Origin of the sequence: Asanoa hainanensis (assembly GCF_900188485.1) — a bacterium.
Classification (GTDB): domain Bacteria; phylum Actinomycetota; class Actinomycetes; order Mycobacteriales; family Micromonosporaceae; genus Asanoa; species Asanoa hainanensis.
Map to the genome: position 1 here is coordinate 241356 of NZ_FZPH01000014.1, position 17166 is coordinate 258521.

Genomic DNA, 17166 nt, shown 5'->3' on the forward strand with positions numbered 1-17166 from the left:
TAGTCGAGATGCGGCACGGTAAAGCCCGCTTCGTCACGAGCTTTCTGTTCCTGCCGGTGCTTCTGTACGTGTTCTACGTGCTGTGGCCCTACGCGCAGGACATCGGATACTCGCTGACGAACTGGGGCGGCTACTCCGACACACAGGAGTTCGTCGGGCTGGACAACTACGTCCGGCTCGTCAAGGACGAGCTGATCCGGAAAGCCTTCTGGCACAGCGTTTTCTTCCTGGTCACCGTGCCGGTCTTCACGATCGCGCTGGCCCTGCTCTTCGCGTTCCTGCTCAATGTGGGCGGCCGCGGGAGCAGGGCCGGGGTCCGCGGCGTCTGGGGCTCCCACGTCTACAAGGTCGTCTTCTTCTTCCCGCAGGTGCTCTCGCTGGTGCTGGTCGCCATCATGTGGCAGGCCATCTACCGCGGCGACGAGCAGGGCCTGCTCAACGGGTTGCTGATGAAGATCGGCCTGGTCGACCCCGAGAAGCCCCTGCAGTTCGTCGCCGACCCCTCGCCGTTCCTCGGCGTACCCACCGTGCTCTGGTGGTTGTTGTTGATCGCGGTCTGGGGTGGCACCGGTTTCTACATGGTGCTGTTCTCCGCCGCCATGCAGTCCATCCCGAAGGACATCTTCGAGGCCGCGACGCTCGACGGGGCCACCCGGGTCAAGACGTTCTTCCGGATCACCCTGCCGCTGCTGCGTGACTCGGTCTCGGTGGCCTGGGTCTATCTGGGCTTCATCGCGCTCGACATGTACGCCCTGGTCTACGTCATGACGCCGAGCCAGGGCGGGCCCGACCACGCGAGCGAGGTGTTCGCGTCGGTCATCAACTTCACGGCCTTCAACAAGGGCCAGTTCGGATACGCCTGCGCGATCGCGGTCGCCCTCGGCATCTTCACCCTCCTGCTTGCCGCCGTGCAGCTTCGGGTCACCCGCCGCGAGCGGATCGAGTACTAGGAGTCCGGCATGAGCACGACTACTACACCTCCGTCGACCGGAACGGTCGGGGTGCAGCCGGCGCCGTCGGGTCGCGGTCGGTCCGGGAAACAGGGTTCGTCGGTCGGCGACGTCGCGGTCAGCGGCTTCTCCCACCTGTTCCTGCTCGTGTGGGGCGCCATGGTGGTGCTGCCGCTGTTGTGGGTCGTCATGTCGTCGTTCAAGACCGACGCGGAGATCATCAAGAACCCGCTGTCGATGATCCCGGACGGCCTGCACTGGGACAACTTCTCCCGGGCCTGGAGCAACGGCCATTTCACCGACGTCTTCCTCGACACGGTCATCATCGTGGGCGGCGGCGTCTTCTTCACGATGCTGCTGGGCTCGATGGCCGCGTACGTGCTGGCCCGCTACGAGTTTCCCGGCAACCGGATCATCTACTACCTGTTCCTGGCCGGCCTGACGCTGCCCGTCTACATGGCCGCTGTGCCCCTCTACAAGGGCATCGACAACATGGGCCGGATCGTGCCGTTCCTCGGGCACAACCAGTACGTGATGCTGATCCTGGTCTACGTCGCCTGGTCGCTGTCGTTCACCGTCTTCTTCATGCACTCGTTCTTCCGCACGCTGCCCTCGACGGTCGCGGAGGCGGGCCTGGTCGACGGCTGCTCGCACTCGACGCTGTTCTTCCGCGTGATGCTGCCGATGGCCAAGCCGGGCCTCATCAGCATCGGCATCTTCAACGTCATCGGGCAGTGGAACCAGTGGTACCTGCCCGTCCTGCTGATGCAGCCCCAGAGCGGCGAGGACAAGAAGGCACCGATCGCGCAGGCGCTCATCGACCTGTCGGTGAACCAGGGCTACCGCTCCGACTGGTCGGGCATGTTCGCCGGCCTGACGATGGCGATGCTCCCGGTGCTCGCGGTCTACATCATCTTCCAGCGCCAGGTCCAGGCCGGCCTGACGGGCAGCATCACGAAGTAGTTGTCGTACCCCTGGGGTTAGATGACCTCGTGCTGGTCGCGGCGGTTCCGGGGGAGGGCGGGTCGGGTCGGCTCCTGCCGCTCGACGACGGGGGTCGCCCAACCGGTCCTGCCGTGACCGCGCCGTCGCTGGCCTCGGCGGTGGCGTCCTGGGAGTCGTCGGCCCGACCGCGCTGGGTCTGGCCCTCGACTCTCGCGGTCTATCCGGGTCTGCTCGCCGCCGGGGTGCGGGTCTCGCGCTGCCACGACATCGAGCTGACCGAGGCGCTGCTGCTGGGCTCGGCCGGCTCGTGGGGCGCGCCGCGTTCGGTCGGCGCCGCGCTGGCGCGGCTGCGTGGCACGCCGGTGCCGCCCGACCCGTTGCCGGTCGCGGCCGCGCCACCAGGTGCCGGCCAGGGCGAGCTGTTCGCGGCGCCGGTGGCCGGTTCTCCGGTCTCTCTCGACGACCTCGTCACCGTGTACGCGGACCAACGGGCCCGAATGGCGGCTGTGCCGTCGCCGCCCGGGCGGTTCCGCCTGCTGGTCGCGGCGGAGTCGGCGGGTGCCCTGGTCGCGGCTGAGATGGGCATCGCCGGGTTGCCATGGCGGGCCGACGTGCACGACGCGTTGCTGCGCGAGCTGCTCGGGGCACCGTCGGCGGTCGGTGGGCCGCCCGCGCGGCTGGTCGCCCTGACCGCCGAGATCGCGTCGGCGTTCGGTGTGCGCTCGTTCCACCCGGAGTCGCCAGGCGAGCTGCTCAAGGCGTTCCACCGGGCCGGGGTCGACATCCCCAACACCCGGTCGTGGACCCTGCAACGGGTGGACCACCCGGCCGTCCGCCCGGTCCTGGCCTACAAGGAGCTGTTCCGCATCTGGACGGCCCACGGCTGGGCGTGGCGCGACGCCTGGGTCCACGAGGGCCGCTTCCGCGCCGAATACGTGCCGGGCGGGGTGGTCTCCGGCCGCTGGGCGAGCCGGGGCGGGGGAGCGCTGCAGATCCCGAAGGTGGTCCGGCGCGCGGTGATCGCCGACCCGGGCTGGCGCCTGGTGGTCGCGGATGCGGCCCAGCTCGAGCCGCGTGTGCTGGCGGCGGTCTCGGGCGACGCCCGCCTGGCCGCCGCGGGCCGGGCCGGTGACCTCTATGCGGCGCTGGCCAACGACGCCTTCGACGGCGACCGGGCCAAGGCCAAGGTGGCCATGCTGGGCGCCATGTACGGCCAGACCGGCGGCGCGGCCATCCCGGCCTTGGCGGCGCTCCGCACCCACTACCCGACGGCGTTCGACTACGTCGAGAGCGCGGCCCGCACGGGCGAGGGCGGCGGCCTGGTGCGGTCGTGGCTGGGCCGCACGTGCCCGCCGTCGTCGGTCTCGGTCTCGCTGGCGGAGTCGGGCTACACGGCGGGCGACACCCCCGACGCGGGCCGCTCCCGCGCGCGGGGCCGCTTCACCCGCAACTTCGTCATCCAGGCCACGGCGGCCGAGTGGGCGCTGGCCCTGCTGGCGACGCTCCGCACGGCGCTGGCCGGCACACCGGCGGAGCTGGTCCTCTTCCAACACGACGAGGTCCTGGTCCACTGCCCGGCCGACCAGGCGGAGTCAGTGGTCGAGGCGGTGCGCGCGGCCGGCGCCCGAGCCACGGCGACCCTGTTCGGCGAGACGGAGGTCCGTTTTCCCATGGAAGCGGTAGCGGTCGAGTGCTACGCGGAGGCCAAATGACAGCAGCCCTACGTCAGTCCCATTCGGCCAGGACGAGCCGCAGGGCGCCCGCCGCGTCGGTCTCGTCGTGTACCCGGCCGTCCCGGGTACCGACCACGTAGCGCCCGGCGTCCGCGCCCGGCGCCACCACCGGATGGTCCCGGGTGAACGGCCACTGGCTCGTCGTGCTGAAGGACAGGTTCCAGTGGCTGGTGTACGGGTACAGCGCGCGCAGCCGCGGCTCGTGGAACGCCAGCGCGACGAAGCCTCCCAGCCGCGTAGCCACCTGGTCCGCGCAGTGGTTCTCGTGGAGCCACAGCCAGCGTGCGGCGCGGCGGTCGCCACGCTCCCGCGCTTCGGCGAGCGCCACCGAGCCCAGCCAGGGCCAGGCCGCCGCGACCTGGCCGGGTCGTTCGCCGGACACCCATTGCCGAGCCGCGCCGGCCGTGGTCGTGAGGTCCGGGGCGAATCCCTGCAGCGCGGTCGGCTGACCCGCCCGCAGCGCGAGATAGAACTGCCGGCGTCGCGGGCTCAGCAACAGGTCCGCCCGCCGGTCACCCCGCTCGACAGTCGCGCTGCGCGGGTTGTCCACGATCCGCGGCCGCACCCACGACGGTGTGCGCAGGCGATCGAGCTCGGCCTGCCACGCCTGACTCAGCCCGCCGGCCGCCACGACGTCCGGATACCAGTGGGCAGCTTCAGCCCACGCACCAGCCACCTCACCCATCACTCCATGATGCCCACCACCTGCTTGGCTCCTCCAGCTCGACCGTCTTGAGGTGTCTACGGGCCGTTCCGCCGGCCAGCGGTGGCGGGGTGCGGTCGGATAGGCGACTGGTGGGGTGCGTGTGACGCGTGTGCATGGTGAGACTGCAAGGCGTATCGATTCGGTCGCCGTGCGGAGGCTGGCGTGGGACGGATCGCGGGGATTGTGGTTGCTGCCGGTGGCGGTCGGCGCATCGGAGGCCCGGAGGCGTTGCTCAGGCAGGGTGATGCGCTCCTGGTCGACTCGGTGTGTGAGCTCGCCGCCGAGGTCGGCTGTGCGCCGTTGGTCGTGGTGCTGGGCGCCGCGGCCAACCAGGTGCGCACCGCGGCCCGGCTCACCGGTGCCACCGTCGTGGTCGACAAGGCGTGGGGGACCGGGCTCGGGTCCAGTCTCCGCAAGGGGCTCGAAGCACTGAAGGACGACGAGGCCGACGCCGCGCTCGTGCTCACGGTCGACATGCCGGGGGTGACCGTCGAGGCTGCCCGGCGCGTCGCCCTGCTGCCGCACCCGGGTGCGTTGGTCTGCGCCACCTACGACGGGCTGCGCAGCTATCCGATGCTGCTCGGGCGCCGGCACTGGGCCGGCGTGGCCACGCTGGCCAAATCCGACGTCGGGGCCCGTCCATATCTCCTGGCCCACAAGGACGAGATCGTCGACATCGCCTGTGACGCGGTCGCCGACGGCAACCACCTCGACAACCCCGACGCGCTCACCCTCTACGGGCTCGACCGGGCCAAGAACGACTGAACCGTGCATCCAACCGCCCCACCCGGGGTAGGGAGGAGGCATGGGTGAACCCGAAGAACGAGACGAAGAGCCCAACGAGCCGAACGAGTTCGGTTTCGCCGGCGCCGCGACCGGGCCCGAGCCCAACCTCTCCGAGGACGACGTCTCGGAGGGCGAGGAGATCGCGGTCCCGGCGGGCGACATCACCGGCGCCATCGTCAGCGCCATCGAAGGCGACCACGGCTCGGACAGCGACGAGGACGAGCAGAGCAAGAACTAGAGCTCGAACCGCGTGCCGACGGTGTTCGGCCTGGTCGCGGACGGCATCGCCGCCGCCAGGGCCTGCTGCGCGGTCCACGACGTGCAGTGCGACGGCACCAGCAGCCCGGGCGACAGGTCGGCCAGGGCGGCCACCGTCTCGGCGACCACCGGGCCCGCGCGGAGGTGGAAGCCGCCCAGCACCGCGTAGACCTGGTCGACGCCCGTCAGCCGGCGCGCGTACCGGACGATGTTGACCACCCCGGCGTGCCCGCAGCCGGTCAGGATGACCAGGCCCTTTCCCGCGACGTGCAGCACGAGCGCCTGGTCGTCGTGGATCAGCGGGTCCGGCTGCCACGCGCCCGACACGTACGCCTCGTGGTTGGGCAGGCCCTGCTCGAACGGCACGGTCCGGTCGACCTCACCGGTGACCAGCAACATCCCGTCCAACAGGTACGACGGCTGCCGGCCCTCGATGATCGAAAAGCCCACTCCCTCGATCGCCGAGCGGGACGGCACAGGCAGCTCGAACGCGCGGTCGGGCCCGGACACGAGCCGCCGCTGCCGCCAGAAGTCGGGGTGCAGGTAGACGGGCATGTTCGACGTGCCGAGCCGGCGCACCAGGCCGTCGAGCCCCATCACGTGGTCGAAGTGCCCGTGGCTGAACACGATCGCCTCGAACGAGTCGGGCCGAAGCTGGAGACGGTCGAGGTTGCCGATCAGGCCGTCCGGGGTGACGCCGGCGTCGAACAGGATCCGCCGCACGCCCCCGGCGACCCGGAGCTCCACGAGCGCCGAGAAGCCGTGCTCGGCGCGCAGGCCGTCGCCCGTCTGCCCGCTGACCGAGATCGAGTCGGGCACCGGCGCCGCGCGGCCACCGGTGCCGATCGCGCCCCACCGCTTGATCGGGCCCTCGTCGGGTAGGAGCACGTCGGTGTAGTTGTCGATCAACGTCGTGACGTGCACGCCGTCGACCGGACGCAACGCGACGGAAGCCTCCATCTCCTCATAATGCCCGTTACGGCCGTCGCACGGTCAGGATCAGGTCAGCTACCAGCGCCGTCCAGCCGGTCTGGTGCCAGGCGCCGAGGCCGGCCCCGTTGTCGCCGTGGAAGTACTCCGGGAACGAGATCAGGTCCCGCCAGTCGGGGTGAGTCTGGAACAGCTCGCACGCGCCGTAGATCGCCCGTCGCCCGTTGCGGTCCCGGGTGAACAGGCCGATCACCCTCCGCGACAGGTCGTCGGCGATCTCGTGCAGCGGCAGCTTCGACCCGGACCCGGTGGGGTACTCGACCAGCAGATCGGAGCCGAAGAAGGACCCGAACTCGCGCAGCGCCCCGATCAGCAGGAAGTTCGTCGGCAGCCAGATCGGGCCGCGCCAGTTGGAGTTGCCGCCGAACAGCCCGCTGGTCGACTCGGCGGGCTCGTAGCCGACCGTGAACTCCTGCCCGCCCAGCGAGACCGTGAACGGCTTGTCCAGGTGCTGCCGGGATAACGTGCGCAGGCCGTACGGCGACAGGAACTCGGACTCGTCGAACATCCGGGCCAGCATCCGCACGAGCTGGTCCGGCGCGACCATCGCCAGCAGCCGCTGCTGCCGGCCGTCACCGGACCGGCGGCGGGTGCCGACGACCAGGCCGTACTCCGGCCGGTTGTGCAGGAACCAGCGCAGCCGCAGGGTGAGCTCGGGCAGCCGGTTGATCATCATGGCCGACATCGACGCGGTCGCCGCCAGCGGCAGCAGCCCGACCACCGAGCGCACCTTCAGCGGCACCCGGGAGCCGTCCGGCAGCCGGAGCACGTCGTAGAAGAACGCGTCGTCGGGATCCCACAGCCCCTGCTCGTACGCCGCCGATGCGATGTAGGCGAAGTGCTCGAAGAACTTCGTGGCGATGTCCTCGTACGCCGGCTCCTTCACCGCCAGCGTCAGCGCCATGTCGAGCAGGTTCAGCGCGTACATGGCCATCCAGCCGGTGCCGTCGGACTGCTCGAGCACGCCGGCGACCGGCAGCGCGGCCGAGCGGTCGAACGGGCCGACGTTATCTAGCCCGAGAAAGCCGCCCTCGAACACGTTGTTGCCGGTGACGTCCTTGCGGTTGACCCACCAGGTGAAGTTGAGCAGCAGCTTGTGCATCGCCCGCGCGAGGAAGTCGACGTCGCGCCCGCCGTCGATCTCGAACACCCGGAGCGCGGCCCAGGCGTGCACCGGCGGGTTCACGTCGCCGAACGCCCACTCGTACGCGGGGATCTGGCCGTTGGGGTGCATGTACCACTCGCGGAGCAGCAGGAGCAGCTGCTGCTTGGCGAACGCGGGGTCGACGCGGGCCAGGGTGACGCAGTGGAACGCGAGGTCCCAGGCCGCGAACCACGGGTACTCCCACGGGTCCGGCATGGAGATGACGTCGAAGTTGGTCATGTGGCGCCACGCGCTGTTGCGCCCGTGCCGGCGCCCGGTCGGCGGTGCCGGCGACCCGGGGTCGCCGTCGAGCCACTGCCGCACGTCGAAGTGGTAGAACTGCTTGCCCCACAGCAGACCGGCGATCGCGGCCCGCAGCACGGCCCCCTCGTCAGCGGAGGCACCGGCAGGGGTCAGCGCGGCGTAGAACTCGTCGGCCTCGGCCCGCCGCGCGGCGAACACCGCGTCGTGGTCGGCGCCGAGGTCCAATGAGGGCGCGGCGGCCGGAGCGCCGGGCACCGCGGTCGAGCTCAGCCGCAGCTTGATCGTGGCCGACGAGCGCGCCGGCACGTCGAGCACGTAGTGCAGCGAGCCCTTCGTGCCCGTCCCCGCCGGGTTGACCGTCGCCGCGCCCTGGGTCACGTGGTCGTTGATGCCGTCCTTCGGGTACGCGGTGCCGCCGGCCAGACCCCAGAGCCGCTGCGCGTTGGACTCGTTGTCGCACAGCAGCGGCTCGGGCTCCCCGTCGCCTTCGAGCACGAGCTCGCCCATGACCCAGTGCTTGCCCACCAGACGGTTGGTGCCGTCGGCGGCCAGCACCGGCACGTCCGAACGACCGGGCAGCCCCCACGACCACGTGTTCCGGAACCACAGCGTGGGCAGCACGTGCAGCGTCGCCGCCTCGGGACCCCGGTTGGCCACGGTCACGCGCACGCACATGTCGGTCGGGGAGGCCTTGGCGTACTCGACCGTCACCGCCCAGAACCGGTCGTCGGCGAACACCCCGGTGTCCACCAACTCGTATTCAGGCTCGTCGCGGCGCCGCAACGCGTTGACCGCGACCAGCCGGTCATAGGGAAACGCCGCCTGTGGGTAGTGGTAGCGCCAGCGCAGGAGCGAATGGGTGGGAGTCGACTCCTCGTACCACCAGTATTCCTTCACGTCCTCGCCGTGGTTGCCGCCGTCGCCGCCCAGGCCGAACATCCGTTCCTTGAGGATCGGGTCGACGCCGTTCCACAGGCCGAGCGCGAAGCAGAACGTCTGCCGGTCGTCGCAGATCCCGCCCATCCCGTCCTCGTTCCACCGGTAGGTGCGGGACCGGGCGTGGTCGTGCGGGAAGTAGTCCCAGGCGGTGCCGTGCTCGCTGTAGTCCTCGCGGACCGTGCCCCAGGCCCGCTCGGACAGGTACGGCCCCCACGAGCGCCACGGCCGCACCCCGCTGTCGGCCTCCGCGAGCCGCGCCTGTTCGGCCAGCACCTCGGGGGTCACCTCCATGTCAACGATCTTCCCTTGCGTCGTTGTTCATCGGCCATTCTGCGGCGGGCGTGTTTCCTTTGTGGTCATTGGTGGCGGACCGCATCCTGCCGCATGGCGCGCCGGTAAACGACATATTTCGCGGCATTGAGGGGTCTTTGCCGCTGATTGCCCTAGGCTCCCAAAAGACCCAGTTGGCACGCCGGCACCCGCTCGGGTGCCTATCGCCGTATGTCCAGGGTTTACGCGAGGGGGCCGGGCCATGAAACGCACCGCCGACGTTCTCGACGACGAGCCGATCACCGGTTCGGGCATCAGGCGTGTCCTGATGCTGTCGTGGGAGTACCCGCCGGTGGTGGTGGGTGGTCTCGGTCGGCACGTGCACTCCCTGGCCACCTCGCTCGCCCGGGCCGGCCACGAGGTCACGGTGGTTACCCGGCACGCGGCCGGCGCGCCCCTGGAGGAATACCAGGAGGGGGTACGGATCGTCCGTGCGCCCGAGGACCCGCCGAACTTCCCGCTGGCCACACCGTCGCTGCTGGCCTGGACGATGGCGTTCAACCACACGCTGACCCGGGCGGCCCTGCGCGCGGCCGAGAGCGGCGAGTACGACGTCATCCACGCCCACGACTGGCTGGTCACGCACACCGCCGTGACCCTCAAGGAGCACCTCGACCTGCCGCTGGTCGCCACCATCCACGCCACCGAGGCCGGCCGGCACCAGGGCTGGCTGCCGGACGAGATGAACCGCTGCATCCACAGCGTCGAGTGGTGGCTGGCCCGCGAGGCGTGCAAGATCCTCGTCTGCTCGTCGTACATGAAATGGGAGGTCTCCCGCCTCCTCGAACTGCCGCCCGACCGCGTCGAGGTGATTCCCAACGGGGTCAACGACCGGGTCTGGCGGGCCGGGCCGCGCGCGGTCGCGACCGCCCGCAAGCAGTTCGCCGGTGACGGCCCGCTGGTCGGGTTCGCCGGCCGTCTCGTCTACGAGAAGGGCGTGCAGCACATTATCCGGGCGGTGCCGAAGCTGGCCGCCGACCACCCGGGGCTGCGCGTGGTCATCGCCGGCGACGGCCCGTTCCGCGGTGAGCTCGAGTCCGAGACGCACCGGCTGGGCATCCCGGACAAGGTCAGCTTCGTCGGCTTCCAGAGCGAGGCCACCCTGCCGGCGCTGCTCGCCGCGACCGACACGACCGTGGTGCCGAGCCTCTACGAGCCGTTCGGCATGGTCGCGCTGGAGGCGGCCGCCGCGGGCGCCCCGCTGGCCGTCGCGGCCACCGGCGGCCTGGCCGAGATCGTCGAGTCGGGCGTCACCGGCGTGACCTTCCCGCACAGCGACCCGGACGCGCTCGCCGGCGCCGTCGACTCGCTGCTCGGCGACTCGCGGTTCGCCCGCAAGGTGGCCAAGAAGGCCCGGACCATGGTGGCCAAGCGCTACGGCTGGTCGACGATCGCCGAGCGCACCGCCGACGCGTACGGTGCCGCGATGCGCGAGTCGCAGGAGTTCCTCACCCGGGAGGCGGCGGCCCGGCTCGCGTACGGGCAGCCGAAGCTGGTCGTACCCGCGGGTAACCTCCTCGCGTAGCGCTACGGTCCCATCCGCGGGACAATCACTCCATCGATCGGGGCTTCATCAACTCGGCTCCGGTCACTATGGTGGATGCGCGGACCAACAGGGATCGGACGGTTGCAGCGGACACTGATCGCCGAGCGTTACCGGCTGCTCGAATCCGTGGGCAGCGGGGGGATGGGTCGTGTCTGGCTGGCCCGCGACGAGATGCTGCACCGCGACGTCGCGGTCAAGGAGGTCCAGCCGCCCGAGTGGATGAGCGCGGCCGAGCGGGCGGAGCTCGGCCAGCGCACGCTGCGTGAGGCGCGCACCGCCGCCCGGCTCAGCCATCCCAACGTCGTCCAGATCTACGACGTGGTCTACGCGCAGGGCAGCCCGTGGATCGTCATGGAATACGTGCGCTCCCGCTCGCTGCACGAGGTGATCGAGAGCGAGGGGCCGCTCGCGCCGGAACGGGCCGCCGCGATCGGCCTCAAGATCCTCGACGCGCTCTGCGCCGCGCACTCCCGCGGCGTGCTGCACCGCGACGTCAAGCCGCACAACGTGCTGATCAGCGAGGACGACGGCCGGGTGGTGCTGACGGACTTCGGGCTCGCCACGTTCGACGGCGACAGCTCGGTCACCCGCCAGGGCATGGTGATGGGCTCGCCGCAATATGTGGCACCCGAGCGGGCCAGCGACGGCACCTCGACCCCCGAGGCCGACATGTGGTCGCTCGGCGCGACGCTCTACGCGGCCGTCGAGGGTCGGTCGCCGTTCTTCCGGCGCACGACGCTGGCCACCCTGACCGCACTGGCCACCAGCCCGCCGGATCCGGCCAAGCTGGCCGGGCCGCTGCGCCCGGTGCTGACCGGCCTGCTGCGCAAGGACCCTCGGCAGCGGCTGACCGCCGACGACGTCGACCGCCTGCTGCGCCGGGTCCTCGACCCCACCGTCAAACCGCGGCCGCGCCGGCTGCCCCGCCCGCGCCGGCCCGAGAGCGCGACCACGCAACAGGTCGACCCGTCCTCGGCGCCCACCGTCGCACTCGACCCCGACGGGCGGCCGCGGGCGACCACGTGGTTCGGCCGGGGCCCGACCGAGCGACTCGGCGGCTCCGGTCGCCGCCGCGTGGCCGTGGCCGGCGCCGGCGTTCTGGCGGCCCTGCTGCTGGCCGGCACCGCCTGGGCGCTCAACCGACCTGGCGGCGACCCGACGGCCGTCCGCTCGACCGGGCCGTCGTCCACGACGCGCGCGGCCGGTGCCGGTGGCGGCCTCCTGCCCTGCCAGGCCCCGGCGGACGCGGTCACCGACACGGTCCGCGAGACGCCGCTGCCGGCCGACGAGAAGTACGGGCTCACGTCGGGCCTTACCTGGTACTCGTCGCCGTTCGGCTACCGGTTCCCGGCGCCGATCGGCTGGCGCGCCTACACCGAGGCCGCGGGCACCACCTGCCTCTACGACCCGGACATGGAACGCCTGATGAGCGTCGAGGAACTGCCGGCACCGCAGGCCGACCCGGTCGGCTACTGGCAGCGGCAGGCACAGCTCGAGCAGCGGTCGGGTCGGCTGGTCGGCTACGCCGAGGCGACCATCGACGGTTCCGACCTGTTCGACGGCGGCGCCGAGTGGCAGTTCGACTTCCTGGACGGCGCCGGCACGACGCAGCGGGTGATCCGGTTCCTCCACAACGTCGGGTCGCGGGCGTACGTGATCACCTGGGCCTGTCCCGTGCTCGACTGGGACCCCGCCGTGGTGCGGGTCATCCGGGTCGGCTTCCGGCCGCCGGTCTGATGCGCTTCGAACAGCGGCTCCGCGACGGCATCGCGGACGGGACGATCACCGCCGCCCTGCGGCGCTGGCGCCGGCCGCAGGTGGTCGTCGGCGGCCACTACCGCACCGGCCAGGGCATGGTGGAGATGGTCGCGGTCGAGCCGGTGAGCCCGTCCCGGCTGCGCGCCGCCGACGCCCGCGCCGCCGGCTTCCCGACGATCGCGGCGCTGCTGGCCGACGTGCCCGCCGGCGAGGGCCGGCTCTACCTGCTGCGCTTCCGCCGCCTCGACACGCCCGACCCGCGCAGCGTGCTGGCCGCCGACGCCGACCTCGACGCCACCGCGCGGGCCACCATCGACGCCCGGCTGGCCCGGCTCGACCAGGCCAGCCCGCGCGGCCCGTGGACGGCGACGACCCTGGGCCTGATCCGGGACCAGCCGGGGGTACGGGCGCCCGACCTCGCCGCGTCGGTCGGGCGCGACACCCCGTCGTTCAAGATCGACGTGCGCAAGCTCAAGGCGCTCGGCCTGACCGAGAGCCTGCTCGTCGGCTACCGCTTGTCGCCTCGGGGCCGCGCGTACCTCCGGACGGACTAGATTTGGCAGGGTGACGGGGGCAAATCCCATCAGAACGCCCGATGACCGGCTTCGGGTGTTCGTCAGCTCCGCGATCGACGAGCTCGCCCCCGAGCGCCAGGCCGTGCGCGACGCGGTGCTGGGGTTGCGGCTGATCCCCGTGATGGCGGAGAGCGCCGCCCGACCGCACCCGCGCCGCGACATCAACCGCGCCTACCTGCGCGAGAGCCACCTGTTCGTCGGCATCTACTGGCAGGGCTTCGGCGAGCCGCCAGGCGTCGCGGACGAGTTCGAGCTCGCCGCCGACCTCCCCAAGCTGGTCTACGTCAAGCAGCCCGCACCGGACCGCGACCCCCGGCTGGCGCTGCTGCTGGAGCGGATCAAGCTGGACCAGCGGGTGTCCTACCGGGTCTTCGGCACGGCCGGCGAACTGCGCCACATGATCCGCGACGACATCGCGCTGCTGCTCAGCGAGCGTTTCGCGGCGCCGGAGCCCGAGCCGGCCCAGCAGGTGGCGACCGTGCCGGCCCCGGCCAGCCCGATCCTCGGCCGGGACGCGGAGATCGCCCAGTTGCGCAAGCTGCTCACCGACCCGGACGTGCGGTTGGTGACGCTGACCGGGCCGGGCGGGGTGGGCAAGACCCGGCTCGCCACGGAGCTGGCCGGGATGCTCGCCGGCGCGTACCCGGACGGGGTCCGGTTCGTCGAGCTGTCCACGGTGACCACACCGGACCTGGTCGGCGCGGCCCTGGCCCAGGCCCTGGGTCTGCACACCACGGCCGGCCGCCCGCCGATCGAGGACGTCGAGGCGTACCTGCGGAGCCGCACCCTGCTGCTGGTGATCGACAACTTCGAGCAGGTGGCCGAGGCCGCTCCGGTGATCAGCCGGCTGCTCTCCGCCGCGCCCGGGGTCACCGCGCTGGCGACCAGCCGGGCCGCGCTGCGGCTGACCGGCGAGTACACCGTCGAGGTGCCGCCGTTGCCACTGCCGGACCCGAACAGCGACTACAGCGACGCGCGTACGGGCGCCGTCCGGCTGTTCGTCGACCGGGCCCGCGCGGCGAAGCGCGACTTCACGCTGACACCCGAGAACACGCAGGCGGTGATCGAGATCTGCCGGCGGCTGGACGGGCTGCCGTTGGCCATCGAGCTCGCGGCGGCGAAGGTCCGGGTGCTGCCCCCGCCGGCGCTGCTCGGGCGGCTGCGCAAGGGTGTCGGCACGCTCAGCGGCGGCGCCCGCGACCTGCCGGTCCGGCAACGCACGCTGCGCAACACCATCGCGTGGAGCCACGACCTGCTGACGCCGGACCAGCAACGGCTCTTCTGCATCCTCGGCGTGTTCGCGGGCGGGTTCGACCTGGCCGCCGTCGAGGCGATCTGCGGGCCGGAGGAGATCGAGCTGCTCGACGTGCTGGTCGAGTCCAGTTTGGTCAAACAGGAGGCGGGAGAAGGTGAGCCCCGGTTCCGGATGTTTGACAGCATCCGCGAGTACGCCCTGGAGCAGCTGCGGGACACGGGTGAGTGGCACGACGCGCACGCCAAGGTCGCGGCCTACTTCGTGGCCCTCGCCGAGCGGCTGGAGCCGTTGCTGGGCTCGGAGAACTCGGCCCTGCAGCGCCTCGAGACCGAGCACGACAACGTCAACGCGTCGATGAACTGGCTGATCGACAGCCGGGAGTACGGCCGGGCGATCCAGCTCTCCTGGATGCTCTGGGTCTTCTGGTGGCTGCACGGGCACGTCGAGGAGGGCGTTCGTTATCTCGACCAGGTGGTCGACGAGGCGCGCGACCTCTCCGAGCACGAGACCGCCCGACTGCTCGTGGGCACCGGCGCGATGGCGTTCGTCGGCGGCGACCTGGAGCGCAGCGAGGCCGACCTGACCAGGGCACGGGCGCTGCTGTTGGCGCTCGGCGACCACGCCGACGTGCCGGCGGTCAGCGGCCTGCTCGGCTCGATCGCCATGCGCCACGGCCACAACGCCCGCGCGCGCGAGCTGCTGGAGGAGACCCGGCTGCTGGGCGAGCGGTTCGGCAAGGAGTGGGTGAACTCGCTGTACTACAGCCGGATGGGCAACATCTCGCTCAGCGAGGGCGACACCGACGTCGCCGCGCGGATCTTCGAACAGGGGCTGGAGATCGCGGAACGGTCGCACGACCGGCTCGGCGCCGTCGTCGACCTCTACAGCCTCGCGGTCACGGCGATCACCACCGGCGACGTCGACGGTGCCGAGGCGTACCTGCGGGAGGGCATCACCCATTCCGCGGAGGCGGGCGACCGCGGGAGCATGGCGTTCTGGCTGGACGCGATGGCCGACATCTGCGTCCGGCAGGGGCACCCGGCCCGGGCGGTCCGCCTGACGGCGGCGGCACGGACGCTGCGCAGCGCGTCGACCGCGGTCTGGCTCCGGTCGTTCGCGCCGGAGTGGCCCAGTGCGAACGGTGGCATGCCGGCGATGCGCACCGAGCTCGGCGAGGCGTCGTTCACGGCGGCCTGGGCCCGCGGGAGCACGGACGACCTGGGCTCGGCAGTGCGCTTCGCGTTGGGGCTGGATTCGGCATAAACCGGACGAAAGGCCAAGCCTGGGTCGGTGGTCCTGGTCCCGGGTTACGGTCAGGGAAGACGGGCGCCCCGGGGGGAGGACGCGTCATGTCCACTGTGGAAAGCACGGGTGGCACCCTGAGCGGTGCCGAGACCGAACAGGTGCGCACCCGCGTACGCCTGCTGATCGAACTGACGTCCCGAACCAACGAGTATCGGCGCGGTCTCGCGGCAGCGGCCCGGCGGCTCAGCCCCGAAGAGGCCACCGTCCTGGTCGATCTCGAGAAGCACGGCATGCAGGTGCCGCAACTCCACGACGTCCTCTGCGGCGGCCACGTGCTGGTCGACAACCCGCAGCTGTACGAGGACTGGCGGCACTCCAAGGGCGCCCGCGAGCGGATCTCCAGCCACCACAAGCAGATCGACAAGAAGAAGTGGCCGGACATCGGCATGCGCGGCTCGGTGGTACGCGAGAAGCTGCACGGCCGCACGGCACAGGGCACCTGGGTCCAGCTCGAGAAGACACCGGCCGCGTTCGGCAAGAAGAAGCTGCCGAGCCTGGACGACCTGCGCCACCTGATGGACTACTTCACGTACAAGATCACGCGCTCGAACGTCGGGCCGTGGGGACTGTCCCGCAAGACCGAGCGCCGTCCCATGTACCTGTCCCCGGACGTGGCGATGCCGCAGAGCGTCCCACCCGCGGTGGCGACGTCGCTGAGCAGCGCATTGAAACGACTGGAGGAAGGCGACGACGTCACGTCGGCGTCGGTCGACCTGGCGGTCATGTTCCCGCCACCGGAGCGCGACGATCCGGTGGACGAGCTCGGCCGCTCGATGTCCAACGGCGCCGGCCGGGGCCTGTTCGGAAACTCCAACGTGTGGGTCTCGGAGACCACGTCCGGAACAGCGGCCGCGATCCGCGGCCGAGACAGCGATCGCCGCGGCCCCGAGTCGCTGCTCGCGGAGATGGGGTTGTCGTGACGACCGCACAAGTACCTGGTGACCTGGTCTCGTCCGTGGTCGACCTGGTCGACACCGGCCCGGTCCTGTTGGGTGCGTACACGTCGGCGGAGCTGACCGCGGTCGACGCGGTCGTCGACTTCCTGGAGGCCCGCCCGTCCGACGAGGTGCTGGCGGAGGCGGTCCGCTCGCTGGCGGCCCGCGAGCTCCTGGTCGCGAGCGACGGAGACGAACAGCTACAGGTCCGAGGTGATCTCGGGATCGCGGTGGCCTTCCAACAACGGGCCCGCACGGTCCTGGACGCCCGCGTCTCGGGCACGTCCCCGGGTGAGCCGTGGCGCATGCTGCTGCTCCCGCAGCCGGAGCCTGTGTCGCTGCTGGTCCGGATCGACGCTCTGGGTGTCCACGACCTGGGCCTGTTCCCCGCGGACGACGCGCTGGACCAGCTGGTCGAATGGCTGCCCCGGGGTGACTACGAGAAGGGCGGCGAAGCGGCCGAGGTGGTGTCGGCGAGCGAGCGGTCGGCCCTGGTCACGGTCGTGCACTACACGTCGGAGGGTTCGGCGGAAACGGCCGGCGACACGGACGACCTGGTGCTCGCACGCCGAAACGGCGACCTGTACGCGTTCGGCCGAGACGCGACGGACCACGGCCGCCTGGTCCCACGCCGCTTGGACGACAACAAGGTCGACGACACCATCAAGGCCATGCTCGTCGTCTGACGCGACAAGACGCGCGGCGACGCCTCCGCGAGACCGCCCTCCAGGAGGCTTGTCGGTCGAA

14 protein-coding genes are annotated in these 17166 nt (G+C 71.3%); 11 read left to right on the top strand and 3 right to left on the bottom strand.

The genetic code is table 11. The features are described from left to right. Nucleotides 1-8: 8 nt before the first annotated feature. Genes CHC05_RS29835 through CHC05_RS29845 form a run of 3 tightly spaced genes read left to right on the top strand, consistent with a single transcriptional unit; the run spans nt 9 to nt 3607 of the window. On the top strand, nt 9-950 hold the full coding sequence (locus CHC05_RS29835) for a carbohydrate ABC transporter permease (protein WP_089253927.1): 942 nt from the start codon (nt 9-11) through the stop codon (nt 948-950). Nucleotides 951-959: 9 nt separating this feature from the next. Beyond that, nucleotides 960-1913, top strand: a complete 954-nt coding sequence (locus tag CHC05_RS29840; protein ID WP_089253928.1) for a carbohydrate ABC transporter permease — start codon at nt 960-962, stop codon at nt 1911-1913. A 29-nt stretch (nt 1914-1942) separates the two neighbouring features. Further along, nucleotides 1943-3607, top strand: a complete 1665-nt coding sequence (locus CHC05_RS29845) for a bifunctional 3'-5' exonuclease/DNA polymerase (protein ID WP_089253929.1) — start codon at nt 1943-1945, stop codon at nt 3605-3607. 13 nt (nt 3608-3620) lie between these two features. Here the strand turns inward: CHC05_RS29845 and CHC05_RS29850 are convergent, their stop codons facing one another. Further along, complete coding sequence (locus tag CHC05_RS29850; RefSeq protein WP_089253930.1) at nt 3621-4313, bottom strand: DUF6193 family natural product biosynthesis protein; 693 nt, start codon at nt 4311-4313, stop codon at nt 3621-3623. Nucleotides 4314-4514: 201 nt separating this feature from the next. On the opposite strand from CHC05_RS29850, the gene CHC05_RS29855 reads away from it, so the two are divergent. Next, nucleotides 4515-5099 carry a nucleotidyltransferase family protein gene (locus tag CHC05_RS29855; protein WP_089253975.1) on the top strand — a complete coding sequence of 195 codons (585 nt, stop codon included), beginning with the start codon at nt 4515-4517 and terminating at the stop codon, nt 5097-5099. Nucleotides 5100-5139: 40 nt separating this feature from the next. Continuing rightward, a complete protein-coding gene (locus CHC05_RS29860) occupies nt 5140-5358 on the top strand; it encodes a hypothetical protein (RefSeq protein WP_089253931.1) in 219 nt (72 codons plus the stop codon). Here the strand turns inward: CHC05_RS29860 and CHC05_RS29865 are convergent. Next, nucleotides 5355-6338 (bottom strand): MBL fold metallo-hydrolase, encoded by a 984-nt coding sequence (locus tag CHC05_RS29865; protein WP_089253932.1) that lies wholly within the window; start codon nt 6336-6338, stop codon nt 5355-5357. The two genes, CHC05_RS29860 and CHC05_RS29865, sit on opposite strands and share 4 nt — an antisense overlap. A gap of 16 nt (nt 6339-6354) precedes the next feature. After that, complete coding sequence (locus tag CHC05_RS29870) at nt 6355-9006, bottom strand: MGH1-like glycoside hydrolase domain-containing protein (protein ID WP_089253933.1); 2652 nt, start codon at nt 9004-9006, stop codon at nt 6355-6357. A gap of 241 nt (nt 9007-9247) precedes the next feature. Between CHC05_RS29870 and CHC05_RS29875 the strand changes: the two genes are divergently transcribed. The 6 genes from CHC05_RS29875 to CHC05_RS29900 all read left to right on the top strand — a co-directional run bounded on the left by CHC05_RS29875 (nt 9248) and on the right by CHC05_RS29900 (nt 17105). Then, on the top strand, nt 9248-10570 hold the full coding sequence (locus tag CHC05_RS29875) for a glycosyltransferase family 4 protein (protein ID WP_089253934.1): 1323 nt from the start codon (nt 9248-9250) through the stop codon (nt 10568-10570). Nucleotides 10571-10672: 102 nt separating this feature from the next. Beyond that, on the top strand, nt 10673-12328 hold the full coding sequence (locus tag CHC05_RS29880; protein WP_179266435.1) for a serine/threonine-protein kinase: 1656 nt from the start codon (nt 10673-10675) through the stop codon (nt 12326-12328). Continuing rightward, nucleotides 12328-12903 (top strand): hypothetical protein, encoded by a 576-nt coding sequence (locus tag CHC05_RS29885; RefSeq protein ID WP_089253936.1) that lies wholly within the window; start codon nt 12328-12330, stop codon nt 12901-12903. Before CHC05_RS29880 ends, CHC05_RS29885 begins: the two co-directional genes overlap by 1 nt. 55 nt (nt 12904-12958) lie before the next feature. After that, nucleotides 12959-15442, top strand: a complete 2484-nt coding sequence (locus CHC05_RS29890) for an ATP-binding protein (RefSeq protein ID WP_179266436.1) — start codon at nt 12959-12961, stop codon at nt 15440-15442. A gap of 86 nt (nt 15443-15528) precedes the next feature. After that, a complete protein-coding gene (locus CHC05_RS29895) occupies nt 15529-16404 on the top strand; it encodes a hypothetical protein (RefSeq protein WP_144022832.1) in 876 nt (291 codons plus the stop codon). Further along, entirely contained in the window at nt 16401-17105 is a 705-nt protein-coding gene (locus tag CHC05_RS29900; RefSeq protein WP_089253939.1) for a hypothetical protein, read from the top strand. Before CHC05_RS29895 ends, CHC05_RS29900 begins: the two co-directional genes overlap by 4 nt. Nucleotides 17106-17166 lie beyond the last annotated feature (61 nt).

What these genes read in the sequence shown, in the direction of transcription:
- CHC05_RS29835 (WP_089253927.1), top strand. Translation starts at nt 9, where the DNA reads ATGCGGCACGGTAAAGCCCGCTTCGTCACGAGCTTTCTGTTCCTGCCG.
- CHC05_RS29840 (WP_089253928.1), top strand. Translation starts at nt 960, where the DNA reads ATGAGCACGACTACTACACCTCCGTCGACCGGAACGGTCGGGGTGCAG.
- CHC05_RS29850 (WP_089253930.1), bottom strand. Translation starts at nt 4,313, where the DNA reads ATGGGTGAGGTGGCTGGTGCGTGGGCTGAAGCTGCCCACTGGTATCCG.
- CHC05_RS29860 (WP_089253931.1), top strand. Translation starts at nt 5,140, where the DNA reads ATGGGTGAACCCGAAGAACGAGACGAAGAGCCCAACGAGCCGAACGAG.
- CHC05_RS29865 (WP_089253932.1), bottom strand. Translation starts at nt 6,338, where the DNA reads ATGGAGGCTTCCGTCGCGTTGCGTCCGGTCGACGGCGTGCACGTCACG.
- CHC05_RS29870 (WP_089253933.1), bottom strand. Translation starts at nt 9,006, where the DNA reads ATGGAGGTGACCCCCGAGGTGCTGGCCGAACAGGCGCGGCTCGCGGAG.
- CHC05_RS29875 (WP_089253934.1), top strand. Translation starts at nt 9,248, where the DNA reads ATGAAACGCACCGCCGACGTTCTCGACGACGAGCCGATCACCGGTTCG.
- CHC05_RS29885 (WP_089253936.1), top strand. Translation starts at nt 12,328, where the DNA reads ATGCGCTTCGAACAGCGGCTCCGCGACGGCATCGCGGACGGGACGATC.
- CHC05_RS29895 (WP_144022832.1), top strand. Translation starts at nt 15,529, where the DNA reads ATGTCCACTGTGGAAAGCACGGGTGGCACCCTGAGCGGTGCCGAGACC.